Annotated in this window: 13 protein-coding genes; 8 read left to right on the forward strand and 5 right to left on the reverse strand. The window is 69.7% G+C overall.

Going from position 1 to position 17,090, the window contains the following annotated elements; all coding sequences use genetic code 11:
* Window positions 1-44: 44 nt before the first annotated feature.
* From ABKA19_RS07845 to ABKA19_RS07855, 3 genes are read right to left on the reverse strand one after another with little or no spacing between them, the layout of a single operon-like run.
* Window positions 45-1,409: an aspartate aminotransferase family protein gene (locus tag ABKA19_RS07845; protein WP_353688426.1), complete on the reverse strand. Its 1,365-nt coding sequence runs from the start codon at window positions 1,407-1,409 to the stop codon at window positions 45-47.
* A 23-nt stretch (window positions 1,410-1,432) separates the two neighbouring features.
* A complete protein-coding gene (locus ABKA19_RS07850; RefSeq protein ID WP_353688427.1) occupies window positions 1,433-2,821 on the reverse strand; it encodes a glutamine synthetase family protein in 1,389 nt (462 codons plus the stop codon).
* Window positions 2,818-3,603 (reverse strand): gamma-glutamyl-gamma-aminobutyrate hydrolase family protein, encoded by a 786-nt coding sequence (locus ABKA19_RS07855; RefSeq protein WP_353688428.1) that lies wholly within the window; start codon window positions 3,601-3,603, stop codon window positions 2,818-2,820. The genes ABKA19_RS07850 and ABKA19_RS07855 overlap by 4 nt, the downstream gene beginning before the upstream one ends.
* A gap of 188 nt (window positions 3,604-3,791) precedes the next feature.
* Here ABKA19_RS07855 and ABKA19_RS07860 point away from each other — a divergent pair, with 188 nt between their 5' ends.
* From ABKA19_RS07860 to ABKA19_RS07870, 3 genes are all read left to right on the forward strand, one after another.
* Window positions 3,792-5,177, forward strand: coding sequence for a glutamine synthetase family protein (locus tag ABKA19_RS07860; RefSeq protein ID WP_353688429.1), 1,386 nt, complete (start codon window positions 3,792-3,794; stop codon window positions 5,175-5,177).
* 186 nt (window positions 5,178-5,363) lie between these two features.
* A complete protein-coding gene (locus ABKA19_RS07865; RefSeq protein ID WP_353688617.1) occupies window positions 5,364-6,602 on the forward strand; it encodes an NAD(P)/FAD-dependent oxidoreductase in 1,239 nt (412 codons plus the stop codon).
* A gap of 92 nt (window positions 6,603-6,694) precedes the next feature.
* Window positions 6,695-7,156, forward strand: coding sequence for a bacteriohemerythrin (locus tag ABKA19_RS07870; RefSeq protein WP_353688430.1), 462 nt, complete (start codon window positions 6,695-6,697; stop codon window positions 7,154-7,156).
* 744 nt (window positions 7,157-7,900) lie between these two features.
* Here the strand turns inward: ABKA19_RS07870 and ABKA19_RS07875 are convergent.
* Window positions 7,901-9,163, reverse strand: coding sequence for an MFS transporter (locus ABKA19_RS07875; RefSeq protein ID WP_353688431.1), 1,263 nt, complete (start codon window positions 9,161-9,163; stop codon window positions 7,901-7,903).
* A 316-nt stretch (window positions 9,164-9,479) separates the two neighbouring features.
* Here ABKA19_RS07875 and ABKA19_RS07880 point away from each other — a divergent pair, with 316 nt between their 5' ends.
* The 5 genes from ABKA19_RS07880 to ABKA19_RS07900 all read left to right on the forward strand — a co-directional run bounded on the left by ABKA19_RS07880 (window position 9,480) and on the right by ABKA19_RS07900 (window position 16,430).
* The gene (locus ABKA19_RS07880; protein WP_353688432.1) at window positions 9,480-10,679 is read left to right on the forward strand and encodes an efflux RND transporter periplasmic adaptor subunit; all 1,200 of its coding nucleotides are present in this window, start codon (window positions 9,480-9,482) and stop codon (window positions 10,677-10,679) included.
* A gap of 88 nt (window positions 10,680-10,767) precedes the next feature.
* A complete protein-coding gene (locus tag ABKA19_RS07885; protein WP_353688433.1) occupies window positions 10,768-13,926 on the forward strand; it encodes an efflux RND transporter permease subunit in 3,159 nt (1,052 codons plus the stop codon).
* A 619-nt stretch (window positions 13,927-14,545) separates the two neighbouring features.
* Window positions 14,546-14,998: a fasciclin domain-containing protein gene (locus tag ABKA19_RS07890; protein ID WP_353688434.1), complete on the forward strand. Its 453-nt coding sequence runs from the start codon at window positions 14,546-14,548 to the stop codon at window positions 14,996-14,998.
* A gap of 460 nt (window positions 14,999-15,458) precedes the next feature.
* Complete coding sequence (locus ABKA19_RS07895; protein ID WP_353688435.1) at window positions 15,459-16,079, forward strand: hypothetical protein; 621 nt, start codon at window positions 15,459-15,461, stop codon at window positions 16,077-16,079.
* Between the two features lie 123 nt (window positions 16,080-16,202).
* Window positions 16,203-16,430 carry a hypothetical protein gene (locus tag ABKA19_RS07900; protein ID WP_162377771.1) on the forward strand — a complete coding sequence of 76 codons (228 nt, stop codon included), beginning with the start codon at window positions 16,203-16,205 and terminating at the stop codon, window positions 16,428-16,430.
* 14 nt (window positions 16,431-16,444) lie between these two features.
* On the opposite strand, the gene ABKA19_RS07905 is transcribed toward ABKA19_RS07900, so the two are convergent.
* Complete coding sequence (locus ABKA19_RS07905; protein WP_353688436.1) at window positions 16,445-16,942, reverse strand: lipocalin family protein; 498 nt, start codon at window positions 16,940-16,942, stop codon at window positions 16,445-16,447.
* Window positions 16,943-17,090: the final 148 nt, after the last annotated feature.

Below are 17,090 nucleotides of genomic sequence, written 5' to 3' on the forward strand. Positions count from 1 at the left end.
CTGGTCACGGTTTGCGGGAAGCCGGCAGCGTACCGCCGCCATGGTCATTTGCCCAGCGCGGCGGCGGTTTCGTCCAGCGCTTTCCAGGCCTTGTCGAACAGCTCGTCCACCTGGCCGCGGGTGATCACCAGCGGCGGCGACAGCAGCATCGAATCGTAGGTGGCACGCAGGATCAGGCCATGGCGCAGGGCGATGTCGCGGCACAGGCCGCCGACCTTGCCGCGCTCCTCGAAGAACGCCCGCCGGCCCTTGTCCGGCACCAGCTCCAGCGCACCCATCAGCCCGGCGATGCGGGCCTGGCCGACCAGGCGGTGTTCGCCCAGCTCGGCCCAGCGCCCGGCCAGGTACGGGGCCACGTCGTCGCGCACGTGCTCGACGATGCGCTCCTCCTGCAGGATGCGCAGGTTCTCCAGCGCCACCGCCGCGCACACCGGGTGGCCCGAGTAGGTCGCCCCGTGAGCCAGCTCGCCGCCGCTGTCCTTGAGCACGCCGGCGACGCGGTCGTTGAACATCGCCGCGCCCAGCGGGATGTAGCCGGAGGTGATTCCCTTGGCCACCGGCATGATGTCCGGCTGGAAGCCGAAGTACTGCGAGCCGAACCATTCGCCGGTGCGGCCGAAGCCGCAGATGACTTCGTCGGCGATGAGCAGCACGTCGTACTTGCGGCAGATCCGCTCGATCTCCGGCCAGTAGGTCATCGGCGGGATGTAGACGCCGATCGCGCCCATGATCGGCTCGCCGATGAAGGCGGCCACCCGCTCCGGGCCCAGCTCCAGGATTTTCTCTTCCAGCCGGCGCGCGGCGACCAGGCCGTACTCGTCCTCCGGCAGGTCGCCGCCGTCGGCGAACCAGAATGGTGGTTCGATGTGGTGGATGTCGGGGATCGGCAACCCGCCCTGCCCGTGCATGCCCTTCATCCCGCCCAGGCTGGCGCCGCCCATGGTGGTGCCGTGGTAGCCGTTGTGGCGGCCGATGAAGATGGTCTTGCGCGGCTGGTCCTGCACCGCCCAGAAATGGCGGACCAGGCGCAGGATGGTGTCGTTGGCCTCCGAGCCGGAGTTCATGAAGAACGCGTGGTTGATGTCGCCCGGCGCCAGCTCGGCCAGCTTGGCGGCCAGGCGGATGGTCGGCTCGGTGGTGCACTGGAAGAAGCTGTTGTAGTACGCCAGCTGCGTCATCTGCCTGGCCGCGGCCGCGCCCAGCTCGGGGCGGCCGTAGCCGATGTTCACGCACCACAGCCCGGCGAACGCATCCAGCAGCCGGTTGCCCTCGGCGTCCCACACGTAGCAGCCCTCGCCGCGGGTGAGCACCCGGGTCCCCTTCTTCGCCAGCGCCGCGTTGTCGTTGAACGGGTGCAGGTGGTGCGCGGCGTCGAGGCGTTGCAGTTCGCGCAGGTCCGTGGCTTGCATGGAAGGTCCGTCGGGTGGCGGGGTCATACGTTGAGCAGCAGGAACTCGCGTTCCCACGAGCTGATCACGCGGAAGAACGTCTCGTACTCCTTGCGCTTGACCGAGATGTACGCGCGCACGAAGCGCGGGCCGAGCAGCGCCTGCAGCTCGGCGCAGCCCTCCAGCCCGTCCAGCGCCTGGTTGAGCGAACGCGGCAGGGCAAAACCCGCGTCCTGGGCGCTGTGGTCCATCGCCGGCATCGGCTGCAGCCGTTCGCGGATCCCGAGCAGGCCGCAGGCCAGGGTCCCGGCCATCGCCAGGTAGGGGTTGGCGTCGGAGCCGGCGAAGCGGCTTTCCACCCGGGTGTTCTCCGGCGTGTCCAGCGGCACGCGCAGGCCGCAGGTACGGTTGTCGTAACCCCAGTGCACGTTGATCGGGGCCACCTGGCCCAGGGCCAGGCGCCGGTACGAATTGACGTTCGGCGCGAAGAACGCCATCGCCATCGGCACGTACTTCTGCAGCCCGCCCAGGTAGTGCATGAACGTGGGGCTGTGCTCGCCCGCCTTGCGGCCGGCGAACACGTTCTGCCCGCGCTTCACGTCCACCAGGCTCTGGTGGATGTGCATCGCGCTGCCCGGCTCGTTCTCCATCGGCTTGGCCAGGAAGGTGGCGTAGACGCCGTGGCGCAGCGCCGCCTCGCGCATGGTGCGCTTGAACAGGAACACCTGGTCGGCGCGCGAAAGCGCGTCGGAATGGGTGAAGTTGACCTCCAGCTGGGCGGCGCCGGACTCGTGGATCAGCGTATCCACGTCCAGCTCCATCGCCTCGCAGTAGTCGTACATCAGGTCGAGGATGGGGTCGAACTCGTTGACCGCGTCGATCGAGTACGACTGCCGCGCCGTCTCCGGGCGGCCGTTGCGGCCGGCCGGCGGCAGCAGCGGGAAATCCGGATCGGTGTTCTTCTGCACCAGGAAGAACTCCAGCTCCGGCGCCACCACCGGCTGCAGCCCGAGTTCGTCGTAGGCGGCCAGCACCCGGCGCAGCACGTTGCGCGGGGCCAGTTCGTGCGGCTGGCCGTCCTTGGTCTGGCAGTCGTGGATGACCTGCGCGGTCGGGTCGGTGGCCCAGGGCACCATCCGCACCGTGTCCGGGTCCGGGCGCAGCAGCATGTCCGAGTCCGACGGCGAGGTCAGCTCGTAGTAATCGTCCGGGTAGTCGCCGGTGACGGTGGTGGCGAAGATGCCCTCGGGCAGGCGCGTGCCGTAGTCGTGGCTGAACTTGTCGGCCGGGATGATCTTGCCGCGCGCATTGCCGGTGATGTCCGGCACCAGGCATTCGACCTCGGTGATCCGCCGCTCCTTCAGCCAGCGCCGCAGCGAGCTCTCCTGCTGGGCGGTGCTGGGCGGCTTGCGGCGGGACGGGCGGGTGCTCATGCGGGTTCCCTGAGGCTGTTGCGGGCACTGGCCGCGCGCCGCGCGGCATAGGCGCGGCAGGCATCGCCGAAGGCGCGGAATATGCCGAGGTAGAACGGATTGCCGGTGACCTGCCATTCCGGGTGCCACTGCACGCCGAGCAGGAAACCGCCGCCGTCGCGGCGGAACGCCTCGATCGCCCCGTCGGGCGCGATCGCTTCCACCACCAGTCCCTCGCCCAGGCGGGCCACGCCTTGCCCATGCAGCGAGTTGACCTGGGCGCTGGTACCGCCGGCGATGCTGGCCAGCAGGCCGCCTTCGGCCAGGCGGATGGCGTGCGACGGCGCGTACTGCACGTCGAGCGGGTCGCCGGGGTTTTCGCGGTGGTCGTTGAAGCCGGTGGCCTCGTGCAGCTTCTGGAACAGGCTGCCGCCGAAGGCGACGTTGACCTCCTGGAAGCCGCGGCAGATCGCCAGCACCGGCAGGCCTAGCGCGACCGCGCGCGGGACCAGGCCCAGGGTGGTGGCATCGCGGGCCGGGTCGTGCAGGTTGCCCTCGTAGCTGGGCTCGTCGCCGTAGTGGTGCGGCTCGATGTTGCTGACCGCGCCGGTCAGCAGCAGGCCATCCAGGCGGGCGAGCCACTCGTCGGCGGCCAGCGGTGGCTGCAGCGCCGGCAGCAGCACCGGGGTGGCCCCGGCCCCGTCGACCACCGCCCGCACGTACTTCTCGCCGACGGCGAGGAACGGGTGCAGGCCGATCTGTTTGCGGTCGGTGGGCAGGCCGACCAGGGGCGGCAGGGCCATGCGCGGAAGGGTCCGGTGGCGTTCGGCCAAATTACCCCGGCCGTTTTATTTTTACAACACGAGGCCTGCCCCAGGGCCCCATGCCCCGCTTTGGTGCACATATCGACCCCTGCTGGCGCCTCTTCCGTTGAGTATTCTTGACGATGCCCGCCCTGCTACTCTCCTCCGGCACCCGCCGAGGCCCGCCCATGAACCACCCATCCGCGCCGTCCGCGCTGCCGCCCGAGGACCTGGCCACCGTGCACGCCCTGGCCGGCCCGGAGGATGCGCACGTGGACCTGCTGCTGCCCGACTGCAATGGCGTGCTGCGCGGCAAGCGGGTGTCGGCCGGGTCGCTGGAGAAGGTCTACGCCGAGGGCGTCTGCCTGCCGATGTCGCTGGTGGCCGCCGACATCACCGGCAACACCGTCGAGGAAACCGGGCTGGGCTACGACATCGGCGACGAGGATCGCATCTGCCGACCGATCCCCGGCAGCCTGCGGCCGGTGCCGTGGTCGCCGCGCCCGGCGCTGCAGCTGCTGCTGGCGATGGAGGACGGCGCCGGCGGCTGGTTCGATGCGCACCCGCGCCGCGTGCTCGAACGCGTGGTCGACCGTTACCGCGAGCTCGGCCTGGTGCCCGTCGTGGCGGTGGAGCTGGAGTTCTACCTGTTCGACCGCCTGGCCGATGCCGATGGCCGCCCGCAGCCCACGCTCAACGCCAGCGATGGCGCGCGCAACGCCAGCACCCAGGTCTATTCGATCGACGACCTGGACGAGAACGCCGGTTTCATCGACGCCGTCGCCCGCGCCTGCCGCGCGCAGCGGATCCCGGCCGACACCGCGGTGGCCGAGTACGCCCCGGGCCAGTTCGAGATCAACCTCAAGCACCGCGCCGACGCGGTCGCCGCCTGCGACGACGCCGTCCTGCTCAAGCGCGCGATCAAGGCGATCGCCCAGCAGCAGGGCGCGCTGGCCAGCTTCATGGCCAAGCCGCTGGCCGGCCAGGCCGGCAGTGGATTGCACCTGCACGTGAGCCTGCTCGACACGCAGGGACGCAACCTCTTCGCCGGCACCCCGCAGGCCCCGGCCGATGCGCTGCGCCACGCGGTCGGCGGCCTGCAGGCCAGCGCGCGCGACAACCTGCTGCTGTTCGCCCCGCACGCGAACAGCTACCGCCGCTTCGTCGCCAATGCCTTCGTCCCGCTCAACGACAGCTGGGGCTTCAACAACCGCACCGTGGCCATGCGCATCCCGCACAGCGACCCGGCCAACACCCGCATCGAGCACCGCATCGCCGGCGCCGACGCCAATCCCTACCTGGTCGCCGCGGCGGTGCTGGCCGGCATGCTCGACGGGATCGAACGTCGGCTCGATCCCGGCGCGCCGGTCACCGGCAATGCCTACGAGCAGTTTCCGTTGCGGACCCCGCACTGGCGCCAGGCGATCGACGACTTCCTCGGCAGTGCGTTCGCCGCGCGCTGGTACGGCGAGTCGTTCCGGCACATCTATGGCCAGCAGAAGCGCAAGGAGATGCTCGACTTCCACGCGCAGGTACCGGACCTGGACTATGCCTGGTACCTGCGCACGGTCTGAGCGGGGCCATGCCCGCCTGCGCCCCGTAGAGCGGGGCTTGCCCCGCTGCTTGCGCGGGCATTGCGACGAAGCTGCGGGGCAAGCCCCGCTCTACGGTGGGAACGCAGCAGCCGGACCCAAGGCGCTGTGCGGAAGGCCGGCGTGAGCGAAGCCGCCTATCCGCCCAGCTGGTACGCCGCCAGCGCCATGCCGCTGCCGCAACAGCCGGCGCTGGAAGGCGCGCTGGAGGATGCCGACGTCTGCATCCTCGGCGCCGGCTACACGGGCCTGTCGGCGGCACTGGACCTGGCCGAGGCCGGTTACCGGGTGGTGGTGCTGGAGGCGCAACGCATCGGCTGGGGCGCCTCCGGGCGCAACGGTGGCCAGGCCATCGTCGGCTACGGCTGCGAGCAATCCCGGCTGGAAGGCCTGCTCGGTCAGGATGCTGCGCGGGTGCTGTTCGACCTCTCGCGGGAAGGCATGGACCTGCTGCGCGCGCGCATCGCCCGCCACGGCATCCCGTGCGACTGGCGCGATGGCCACGCGCACGTGCCGATCAAGCCGCGCCAGGAGCACGAACTGCGCGCCGGCATCGTCGAGATGGCGCAGAAGTACGACTACCCGCTGCAATGGTGGGACCGGCGCCGCCTGCGCGACGAGCTGGAGAGCGACCGCTACCTGGGCGCGGTGTACGACCCCGCCAGCGGCCACCTGCATCCGCTCGAATACGCCTTCGGCCTGGCGCGCGCCGCGCTGGGCGCGGGCGTGAGGATCTTCGAACGGTCGCCGGTGGTGGAGCTGGTTCGCGGCAACCGGCCGCGCCTGCGCACCCCGCATGGGCACGTGGCCGCCGATTTCGCGGTCATCGCCGGCAATGCCTGGCTGCGCGGCGTGGCCCCCGAGCTGGAATCGCGCGTCATGCCGGTGGGCACCTACATCGCCGCGACCGCGCCGATGGGCGAAGATCGTGCACGGGCGCTGATCGCCAACGACATGGCCGTGGCCGACGTGAACTGGGCGCTGGACTACTTCAGGCTCAGCCGCGACCACCGGCTCCTTTTTGGCGGCCGCGCCAGCTACTCCAGCTATCCGCCGCCGAACCTGCGCGGGGTCATGCGGCGGCGCATCCGCGCGGTGTTCCCGCAGCTGGACGACCTGCCGATCGAGTACCTGTGGGGCGGCTACGTGGACATCTCGCTCAACCGCGCCCCGCACTGGGGCCGGCTGGCGCCGAACGTCTACTTCGCCCAGGGCTTTTCCGGCCACGGCGTGGCCAGCACCGGCCTGGCCGGCCGGCTCATCGCCGAGGCGATCGGCGGGCAGTCGCAGCGCCTGGACCTGTTCGCGAAGATCCCCCACGCGCCCTTCCCCGGCGGCCGCGCCCTGCGCACACCGCTGCTGGTGCTGGCGATGGCGTGGTACCGGATGCGCGACGCGCTCTGGTGAGCTGCAACGCGCACGCCGTGGTTGATCACGATCAAGGCCGCGCCGGCAGCGCATCCCTACGCTGTGCGTACCCCCGCATCCACGGCACGCGCATGGCCCTGCTGACCTGGCAAGACGACCTCAACACCGGCATCGAAGTGATCGACGACCAGCATCGCCGGATCGTGTCGATGATCAACCAGCTGCACCAGGCCCAGGCCCGCGGCGTGGCGCTGGTGGTGGCCGACGTGATCGACGAGCTGGTCGACTACACCCTGTCCCACTTCGCCTTCGAGGAAGAGTTGATGGAGGAGGCCGGCTACCCGTTCTGCGCCGCGCACCGCCGGGTGCACGAGGTGTTCACCAAGCGGGTGAGCGACTACCGCCTGCGCTTCCAGGCCGGCGAGGACGTGGTCGACGAACTCAAGAGCATGCTGTCGCGCTGGCTGTTCAACCACATCCGCAACGACGACCGCGCCTATTCCGAGCAGGTGCGCCGGCACCTGGACCGCTTCGCCCGCGAGCACGAGCAGGGCGGCTGGCTAACGCGCACGGTGAAGCGGCTGTTCCATTGAGGGCGGGACAATTCAGGTTGTCCATCCGTTGGCGGGATGCGCTGGCCTCGTAACTTGAGGCTCTGTTCGCGCCGCCACCGGTGGCACGGGCACAGTTGGTTTTGGATGCGTTCTTTGCGTCGGCTCCGGAAGGGGCCGCCGTCCTGCCGCACTGGGGGTCGTCGCTCATGTCGGCGTCCATGCCTCAAATCGCGAGCGCGGCACATCCCTGTGCCGTTCGACCCCCAGTGCGGCAGAACAGCGTCCTTCGGCGCTTCGAGGACAGCGGTTCGTTCTCCCGACCTACAGCGCGGCACCCCACCAGCACGCGTGATCCTGCTTTCACCGAAGGCCGAAGACCCCCGGACGACTCGACAGGTGGAAGCCCCCCATGGCTCCACGGCTCCACGGCCCGACGGCACGACGGCACGACGTAGGCTGCACGACGTCGCACCTGCCCGGCTCTTGCGATCGAAGCCACGACCCTGATGATCACGAAGGACGCCGCACCCTGGGCCTATGTCCCAAGTGGCACATGGATGTGCCACGGCCCTTCGTAAAGACAGGATGTCGTCCCGAAGGGTGGGACATAGGCACAGGGTGCGGCGGCCCCGTCCGAAGCCGGCGCTTCGACGGGGCACGGCGACCCATCCGGAACCGACGCTTGAAAGGGCCCGCTGGCCCGCCCGGATACCGGGTTTCAACCGAACACAGCGGGAACGCGAAGACTCGCGCGCCCCTGCCTGGAGCCACGACGTGCGCCGCTCACTCCGCCGGGCGCGCGCGGACCAGCAAAAGCGCCAGCAGGGTCAATGCCGCCATCGCGCTCAGGTAGGCGCCGACCGCGGCGATGCCATGGCTGCCGGCCAGGCGCGTGGCGATGTAGGGCGCCGGCGATGCGCCGAGGATGCCGGCCAGGTTGAAGGCCAGCGACGCGCCGGTGTAGCGCACCGGCGTCGGGAACATCTCAGCCAGGATCGTTCCGCAGGGCCCGTAGGTCAGTCCCATCAGCCCCAGCCCCACGCACAGGAACAGCAGCACCTGCGCCGGATGGCCGGCGGCGAAAAGCGGCTCGAACAGCAGGCCGAAGGCGATGATCCCCAGCGTGGCCAGGATCATCGCCCGGCGCCGGCCACTGCGGTCGGCGTAGATCGCCGACAGCGGGATGGTCGCGGCGAAGCACAGCACGCCGGCCATCTGCAGCAGCAGGAACTCCTGGCGGCCGTAGCCCAGCTGCGAGGTGCCCCAGCTCAGCGCGAACACGGTCATCAGGTAGAACAGGACGAAGGTGGCCATCAGCGACAGGGTGCCGACCGCCAGCGTGCCGGCATGCCTGGTCAGCACGGTGGCCATCGGCAGGCGCTCGCGCTCGTCGCGCTCGACCGCCTTCTGGAACGCCGGCGTCTCGGTGATCCGCAGCCGCACCCACAACCCGACCAGGACCAGCGCGGCGCTGGCGACGAACGGGATGCGCCAGCCCCAGGCCATGAACTGCCCCTCGTCGAGGACCTGGGCCAGCAGCAGGAAGATGCCGGTCGAACACAGGAAGCCCAGGGGCGCCCCCAGCTGCGGGAACATCCCGTACCAGGCACGCTTGCCCGGCGGCGCATTCTCGGTTGCCAGCAGCACCGCCCCGCCCCACTCCCCGCCCAGGCCCAGGCCCTGGCCGAACCGGCACAGCGCCAGCAGCGCCGGCGCCCAAACGCCGATCTGTGCATAGGTCGGCAGCAGGCCGATCAGTACAGTGGAGATGCCCATGGTCAGCAGCGCCGCCACCAGGGTCGCCTTGCGCCCGACCCGGTCGCCGTAGTGGCCGAACAGCGCCGACCCCAGCGGCCGGGCGAAGAACGCCAGGGCGAAGGTCGCCAGCGACTGCAGGGTGGCCGCGGCCGGCTCGGCGGCCGGGAAGAACAGGTGCGGGAACACCAGCACCGCGGCGGTGGCATAGATGTAGAAATCGAAGAACTCGATCGTCGTACCGATGAGGCTGGCAAACAGGATGCGGCGTGGCGAAGCAGGGGCAGTCATCGGGAAGGGGCGCGACCGGAGTGGGGACGGGCCGATTCTGGCAGAGTCGCCGGTATGGCAAGCGGCCGGCGGCTTCCCGGACCGCCCGCGTCGCCGCCGCGGTGCAGTCCACGGATCCGGCACCCGCGCAAGCGTTGCCCTGCGGCCGCTTGACCGGCAGAATCCGCCTCGCCCCCCGTCGCATCGCGGCCGCAGCCGGCACCGCCCGCCCCCAGCCGCACGCAGAAGCATCCAACGCAGCGCCCTTTACGGGCCCGCGACGCCGCGTGCGTCGCCGCGGCCTGCCCCCCGCCTGAAAAAGCAGAACGGAATCGCCATGGCCTTACGCACCTCTTCCTCCAAGCCCGCGCGCCAGCCTTCCTTCGCGCGCCGCATGATCCTGATGCTGATCGGCGTGGCCGTGATCTTCGGCGGCGTGTTCGCCGTCAAGGCGATCATGGGCAAGGCGACCAACGACTTCTTCGACAACATGCCGCAGCCGCCGGTGGAGGTCAGCACCTTCGAGGCGCGCAGCGAGCGCTGGAGCGGCACCGCCGAGGCGGTGGGCACCCTGGTGGCCGACAACGGCACCGACGTGACCACCGAGGCCGGTGGCGTGGTCCAGCAGATCGCCTTCGAGTCCGGCCAGGCCGTGCGCAAGGGCGACCTGCTGGTGCAACTGAACACCGCCAACGAGCAGGCCCAGCTCAAGGCCCTGGACACCGCCGCACGCCTGGCGATCACCCAGCGCGATCGCTGGCGCGAGCTGGGCGACCAGAAGCTGGTTTCGCGGTCGGAAGTGGACGAGCGCATCGCCGACGCCGCCACCACCCAGGCACAGGCCGACGCGCAGCGGGCGCTGATCGCGCAGAAGACCATCCGCGCGCCGTTCGACGGCGTCCTGGGCATCCGCCAGGTGAACCTGGGCCAGTACATCAACCCCGGCGATCCGATCGTCGGCCTGCAGGCCCTGGACCCGATCCACGTCGACTTCACCCTGCCGGAGCAGCGCATGAACGAGGTGGCCATCGGCGCACCGGTGCGGCTGGAAGTGGACGCGCATCCGGGCCAGGCGTTCGAGGCCAAGGTCACCGCGGTCGAGCCGTCGGTCGACGCGAACACGCGCAACTTCAAGGTCCGCGCCACCCTGGCCAACCCGGCCGGCGTGCTGCGCCCTGGCACCTTCGGCCGGATCGGGTTCGACCTCGGCCAGTCCAGGGAGCTGGTGGTCGTGCCGCAGACCGCTGTGAGCTTCAATCCGTACGGCAATTCGGTGTACGTGGTGATCGAGGCGCCGAAGCAGGCCGGCGCCGAACCGGCGCCGGAAGGCATGCCGCAGGCCACCCACGTGGTCAAGCAGCGCTTCGTCACCACCGGCCCGACCCGCGGCGACCTGGTCGGCATCACCGACGGCCTCAAGCCTGGCGAGGTGGTGGTGACCAGCGGCCTGCTGCGCCTGCGCAACGACGCCGGCGTGACCATCAACAACAAGGTGCAGCCGGCGGCGCAGGCCAGGCCCGAGCCGGAAAACCGCTGACCGACCGCGACGCCCGCCGCGCGCGATGCGCGGGGGGGCGCCCTTCCCTTTCCGGCCGGCTCCCGACGTGGAGCGGCGGAGGACCCGGATGAAATTCACCGACATCTTCATCAACAAGCCGGTGCTGGCGATGGTCGTCAGCCTGTTCATCCTGCTGCTCGGGCTACGCTCGTTCAATGAACTGAACGTGCGCCAGTACCCCGAGTTGCAGAACGCGGTGGTCACCGTCAGCACCGCCTACTACGGCGCCGACGCGGACCTGATGCAGGGCTTCGTCACCACCCCGCTGGAACGCGAGGTGGCCTCGGCCGAAGGCATCGACTACCTGACCTCGACCAGCGCGGCCGGCATTTCCACCATCCAGGCCTACATCCGCCTGGACTACGACGCCAACGAGGCGCTCACCCAGATCGCGGCCAAGGTCAACAAGCTGCGCAGCCAGCTGCCGGCCGAATCCGAGGACCCGGTGATCGACCTGCAGCAGGGCCAGCAGATCGCAGCGATGTACGTGTCCTTCGCCAGCGACCAGCTCGACAACAACCAGATCACCGACTACCTGATGCGCGCGGTCGAGCCGCGCATCGCCACCATCCCGGGCGTGCAGCGCGCCGACATCCTCGGCGCCGGCACCTTCGCCATGCGCGTGTGGCTCAAGCCGGACCGGATGGCCGCGCTGGGCGTGACCGCCAGCGACGTGCACGCCGCCCTGCAGGCCAACAACGTCCTGTCCGCGCTGGGCTCGACCAAGGGCCAGATGGTGGCGGTCGACCTGACCGCGCGCACCGACCTGCGCAACGCCGAGGAGTTCCGCCAGCTGATCGTGCGCGAGCAGGACGGCGCGATCGTGCGCCTGGGCGAGATCGCCGACGTCGAGCTGGGTTCGGAGAACTACGGCACCTCGGTGCGCATCAACGGCGATGCGGCCACCTTCATGGGCATCTTCGTCTCGCCCGACGCCAACTCGCTGGAAGTGATCGAGGAGGTGCGCAAGGTCTGGGACAACGAGATCGTGCCGCAGCTGCCGGAGGGCATCGTCGCCACCATCCCCTACGACAGCACCGAGTCGATCCAGGACGCGATCAACGAGGTGGTCAAGACGATCGTCGAGGCGGTGGTGATCGTGATCGTGGTGATCTTCCTGTTCCTGGGCTCGCTGCGCAGCGTGGTCATCCCGGCGGTCACCGTGCCGCTCTCGCTGGTCGGCGCGCTGTTCCTGATGCTGCTGATGGGCTTCACCATCAACCTGCTGACCCTGCTGGCGATGGTGCTGGCGATCGGGATCGTGGTGGACGACGCGATCATCGTGCTGGAGAACATCCACCGCCACATCGAGGAGGGCATGAGCCCGCACGACGCCTCGATCAAGGGCGCGCGCGAGCTGGCCTGGCCGGTGGTGGCGATGACCACCACGCTGGTGGCGGTCTACCTGCCGATCGGCTTCCAGGGCGGCCTGACCGGCGTGCTGTTCACCGAGTTCGCCTTCACCCTGGCCGGCTCGGTGCTGCTGTCGGGCATCATTGCCCTGACCCTGTCGCCGATGATGTGCGCCAAGCTGCTCAAGCCGCACAGCGCGCATGGCAAGACCCGGCTCGAGTCCTGGCTGGACGCACGCTTCGACTGGCTGCGCAACGGCTACGAGCGGCGCCTGCACAGCGCGCTGGAAACCCGTGGCGTGATCGCGGTGTTCGGCGCGCTGGTGCTGGTCTCGTGCGTGTTCCTGTACATGACCGCGCCCAAGGAGCCTGCGCCGCTGGAGGACGAGGGCTTCATCTTCGCCGTCGGCAGCGCCGACGCGTACACCACCCTGGACTACGTGGAGCGCTACACCGAGGAGCTGGAAGCGGCGGTCAAGGAGATCCCGGAGGTCAACGACTTCTTCCTGTTCAACGGCGGCTTCGGCGGCGGCGGCGGCGCCAGCAACAGCGCCATGGGCGGCTTCGTGCTCAAGCCCTGGAGCGAGCGCGACCGCTCCACCAACCAGGTCCTGCAGCAGGCGCTGCAGCCCAAGCTGTCCTCGATCACCGGCCTGAACACCTTCGCCCTGGTCCCGCCTTCGCTGCCCAGCGCCGGCGGCGACGGCGGCGGCGGCGAGTTCCTGGTGCTGGGTATTGGATCCCTGGAACAGCTCAACGAGCTGTCCGACGCGATCGTGCAGAAGGCCATGGAGAGCCGCCGCTTCATCTTCCTGGACAAGGACCTGAAGATCGACAAGCCACGAATCGAGGTGCAGATCGACCGCGAGAAGGCGGCCCTGCTCGGGATTGACATGCGCACCCTGGCCGCGGACATGGCGGCGATGCTGTCGGGCGGCTACGTCAACCGCTTCGCGATGGAGAACCGCTCCTACCGGGTGATCCCGCAGGTGCAGCGCAGCGACCGCCTCAACGCCGCGCAGCTGGAGAACTACTACACCCGCACCCGCGACGGCCAGCTGGTGCCGCTGTCGACCCTGGTCACGCTGAAGGAAACGGCGCAGCCGCAGACGCTCAAGCGCTTCCAGCAGCTCAACGCGGTGGGGATCATGTTCGCCCCGCGCCCGGGCGTGTCCAAGGGCGAGGCGCTGCGCGTGCTGGAGCAGGCCGCCGCCGAGGTCCTGCCGCAGGGCTACAGCGTCGACTATGCCGGCGAGTCGCGCCAGTTCAAGCAGGAGGGCGCGGCGATGCTGGTCACCCTGGCGTTCGCGCTGATCGCGATCTTCCTGGTGCTGGCCGCGCAGTTCGAGAGCTTCCGCGACGCGCTGATCATGCTGATCACCGTGCCGATGGCGATCTCCGGCGCACTGCTGGTGCTCAACGCGCTGGCGCTGGTCGCCGGGGTGCTGCAGTTCACCGGGATCGAGGCCTTCCCCGGGATGAGCATCAACATCTACACCCAGGTCGGCCTGGTGACCCTGATCGGCGTGATCGCCAAGCACGGTATCCTGATCGTGGAGTTCGCCAACAAGCTGCAGCAGCAGGGCCTGTCCAAGCGCGAGGCGATCGAGCAGGCCTCGGGCATCCGCCTGCGCCCGGTGCTGATGACCACCGCCGCGCTGGTGTTCGCGATGATCCCGCTGCTGATCGCCAATGGCCCGGGCGCGGCCGCGCGCTTCTCGATGGGCATGGTGATCGCCGCGGGCATGACCATCGGCACCGCGTTCACCCTGTTCGTGCTGCCGGCGGTGTACCTGTACCTGGCCCGCGACCGCAGCCGCGCCGGAGCAGCGGCGACGGCCCCGGATGGCGCGGATCCGGCTCCCCAGGTCTAGCCCCGCGCACAGGTGCCCGCCAACGGCGGGCGCCTGCCCCGGCCGCGGATGGCCAAGAGCGTCGTCCCGCGCGTTGCCCATCACGCCTTCGGACATGGGCCGCCACGGACTGCGCGGCGGCGCCGGCTCGCGCCAGCGCCGGCCACGACGGCTGCTGGACTAGCCCGGGGGCGGGCGGCGCAACGGCCGGAGCCGTCATGTCAGGCGCGGCGGGCCAGCCCTCGTTCTCGGCACAGGCCATCGCCTGCTCGGATTGGAGCGATGCCATGAGCACCGTGAAATCCGCACTGACGACCCGATGGAGCTTCATTGTGCGCATGGGACACCCCACACCGTGCGAACCGGCACACTTCGGGCGCAGGAGCGCGTTGCCTCGGCGCCTGTGCGCAGGCACACGCTAGCATTTCCGGTCCGGCGCATGCGCATCCAGGGCGGCAGTTCACGCCCCCGTAACCAGCACAGGTCCACGGTGGATTGGCTACGGTGCAATACCGTATCGGCCTCTCTGCCGCGCACTCCATCCCATCCTCCGCATTGAGTTCGCACCCGTCTCGTCGAGGCGGGTCAAGGCCACGGCCTAGCCCATGGTCCGCCATGCGGATCCGAAGAGGTACATCCCATGCAATCGCAACAGACCCCGTCCGGCGCGCAGCCGGACATCCTCGCCACGTTCGCCCAAAAGGGCACGTTCAAGACCTTCGCAAGCGCCGTCGAGAAAGCCGGACTCACCGACATGCTGGGGAGCCCCGGCCCCTTCACCGTGTTCGCACCCACTGACGACGCATTCGCCAAGATGCCGGCAGGCAAGCTCGACGAGCTGTTCAAGCCGGACAACAAGGAGGAACTGGCGGCCCTGGTGAACTACCACCTCGTCAAGGGGCGCAAGAGCGCGGTCGAGGTCGGCAGGTGGGAGGCAGCGCGCACCGTGCACGGACAGAACGCGCCGATCCAGCTCTCACGCGGCAACCTGACCATCGATGGCGCCAACGTGACTTCGCAGGACCTGGAGTCCAGCAACGGGGTCATCCACGGTATCGACAAGGTCAACCTCCCGCGCAGCAAGAAGAACTGAAGCACGCCCAGGTGGCGGGCAGGATGCCCGCCACCGTCTTCATCCTGGCCGGCTTCGGCCCGCCAGGATCTGTCGCCGACCGCCCAGGGCACGCCACGCTGCCGCCCCCGGGTGCGGACGCGTCCGGATGGCATTCCGCGACAGCGCGCCAACGCGTCGGCAACCTGCGGCCCGCAAGCACCCAATGGCGTCATGCAGTCAGCGCATGCCGTGTCGCACCAGGCTTGTATGTGCCACGCGCGCGGCTCAGCATGGGCCTTCGGCATGCGCGTCGTGCCGCAGTCCCAGGCTCGCGGCGGGTGTCGCATGCAGCATCGCACCGCAAACTTCGCCCTTGCCCTCGCCCTCGCCGCGCTGCCGTGCAGCACGCCTGCACTTGCCGGTGGTGACGGGCAGTAGGAATTCCGGCTCGTGCCCTACGTCTGGGGGGGCCGGCACGCTGGCGCACGAACGCCTGCCGGTGACCGTGCATCCCAGCGCCAGCTTCAGCGACATCTGGAACAACCTGGACTTCGCCGCGATGGCCGCCTTCGAGGCGCAACATGGCCGCCACGGCGTGGTCGCCGAACTGGTCACCCTGCGCCTGTCAGGCTCCGCCGGCATGCCGGTCCCGCCCCTCGGCATCCGCGTGCCGGTCGAACTGGACGGCGACTCCACCACGATGCTGCTGGCCTACCAGTACCGCATGGTCGACGCCGCGCACGCGCACCAGGACCTGGTCGCGGGCGCGCGCTATTGGTCCACGCGCACCGGCTTCGCCTATGCCCTGCCGGCGCCGCCTCCTCCGACGGTGCCGCAGGCCTACGATGCCTCCCAGTCGCAGAGCTGGATCGACCCGCAGCTGGGCATCAAGGGCCGCCGCGATTTCGCCAACAGCGTCTACGTGGGCGCCTGGCTGGTGGCCGGCGCCGGCGAGTCGGACCTGACCGTGGATGCGATGCTGATGGCCGGATACCGCTTCAACGATCGTGTCGCCCCCACTGCCGGCTATCGCTGGATGACGGTCTACTTCAGCAGCGGCGGCTTCACCTTCGACGGCACCTTGCAAGGCCCGGGACTCGGGCTGGAGTACGCGTTCTAGCGTACTGGTCGCGGCCAGGGGAAACGGCCACCGGCCCACGCCCCACGTCCGGCCGGCCTGGCCGGCGGCCTGGGGTATGCTCGCCGGCGCAGGCGCCCGCCCCCGAGGGCGCGGAGCCGCCCCGTGAGCGACGTTGATCCGGAAATCGTGGCCATGCTCGATGCGCTCGAGGCGCGGCTGCCGGGCCTGGTCCAGCAGACCTTCCCCGATGAACTGATGGAAGTGTTCGCCACCGAAGCCGAAGCGATCGCCGAGGCCGCCGGCCCCGAGCATGCCTCGTACGTGGCCGCGCGCCTGCAAGCGATGGCCGCTTCGCTGCCGCTGGCGATGCGCAGCGCCAAGCCCTGGTAGGTGGCCCGCACCGGTCAGCCGACGCGCCCGGTATGCGGGGTGTGGATCAGGTCCGACAGGTCGAAACCCTGCTGCCTGGCCGTTTCCAGATAGCTTGCCTTTACCGCCTCGTCGATTCCGGGCTCGCGCGCCAGCAGCCACAGGTACTTGCGGTCCGGGGAGCCGACCAGCGCGGTCCGGTAGTCCGGATCCAGGCGCAGGATCCAGTAGTCGCCCTTGGTGAAAGGCACCCACTTGAGGCCGTCGGGCATGAAGCTGACTTCAAGCTTGGCGCTGCCGCTGCCCTCGACCACTTCCGCTTCGCCCACCGACTGCTTCACCTCGCCTTCGGCGTCGCGCGCGCGGTTGTCGACCTTCACCTTGCCGTCGGGCTGCAGCGAATAGGTCGCGGTGATGTCGGTGTACTCGCGCGGCTCGTGACGCATCGGCAAGCGCGCGATCTCGTACCAGGTGCCTAGGTAGCGGTCCAGTTCGACGTGGGGGACGGTGGCGGGCGCGTTGGCGTGGTTCATGGTTCGTCTCGGGCGGGGGGAAGGCCCGTTCTAGGGGCGCGCGCGTGAAACCGGCGTGCGCCCGCCGGGTCCAGGCCGCTTCCGCGGCCGCCCGTCAAGGTCCGGGGATGCCGGGCTTTCATGTAAAATCGCGGTTTTTCGGCCGGAA

The sequence above is a fragment of the Pseudoxanthomonas sp. Soil82 genome, from assembly GCF_040446535.1.
GTDB lineage: Bacteria > Pseudomonadota > Gammaproteobacteria > Xanthomonadales > Xanthomonadaceae > Pseudoxanthomonas > Pseudoxanthomonas kaohsiungensis.

What these genes read in the sequence shown, in the direction of transcription:
- ABKA19_RS07885 (WP_353688433.1), top strand. Translation starts at nt 10,768, where the DNA reads ATGAAATTCACCGACATCTTCATCAACAAGCCGGTGCTGGCGATGGTC.
- ABKA19_RS07875 (WP_353688431.1), bottom strand. Translation starts at nt 9,163, where the DNA reads ATGACTGCCCCTGCTTCGCCACGCCGCATCCTGTTTGCCAGCCTCATC.
- ABKA19_RS07890 (WP_353688434.1), top strand. Translation starts at nt 14,546, where the DNA reads ATGCAATCGCAACAGACCCCGTCCGGCGCGCAGCCGGACATCCTCGCC.
- ABKA19_RS07860 (WP_353688429.1), top strand. Translation starts at nt 3,792, where the DNA reads ATGAACCACCCATCCGCGCCGTCCGCGCTGCCGCCCGAGGACCTGGCC.
- ABKA19_RS07855 (WP_353688428.1), bottom strand. Translation starts at nt 3,603, where the DNA reads ATGGCCCTGCCGCCCCTGGTCGGCCTGCCCACCGACCGCAAACAGATC.
- ABKA19_RS07865 (WP_353688617.1), top strand. Translation starts at nt 5,364, where the DNA reads ATGCCGCTGCCGCAACAGCCGGCGCTGGAAGGCGCGCTGGAGGATGCC.
- ABKA19_RS07905 (WP_353688436.1), bottom strand. Translation starts at nt 16,942, where the DNA reads ATGAACCACGCCAACGCGCCCGCCACCGTCCCCCACGTCGAACTGGAC.
- ABKA19_RS07850 (WP_353688427.1), bottom strand. Translation starts at nt 2,821, where the DNA reads ATGAGCACCCGCCCGTCCCGCCGCAAGCCGCCCAGCACCGCCCAGCAG.
- ABKA19_RS07845 (WP_353688426.1), bottom strand. Translation starts at nt 1,409, where the DNA reads ATGCAAGCCACGGACCTGCGCGAACTGCAACGCCTCGACGCCGCGCAC.
- ABKA19_RS07870 (WP_353688430.1), top strand. Translation starts at nt 6,695, where the DNA reads ATGGCCCTGCTGACCTGGCAAGACGACCTCAACACCGGCATCGAAGTG.
- ABKA19_RS07880 (WP_353688432.1), top strand. Translation starts at nt 9,480, where the DNA reads ATGGCCTTACGCACCTCTTCCTCCAAGCCCGCGCGCCAGCCTTCCTTC.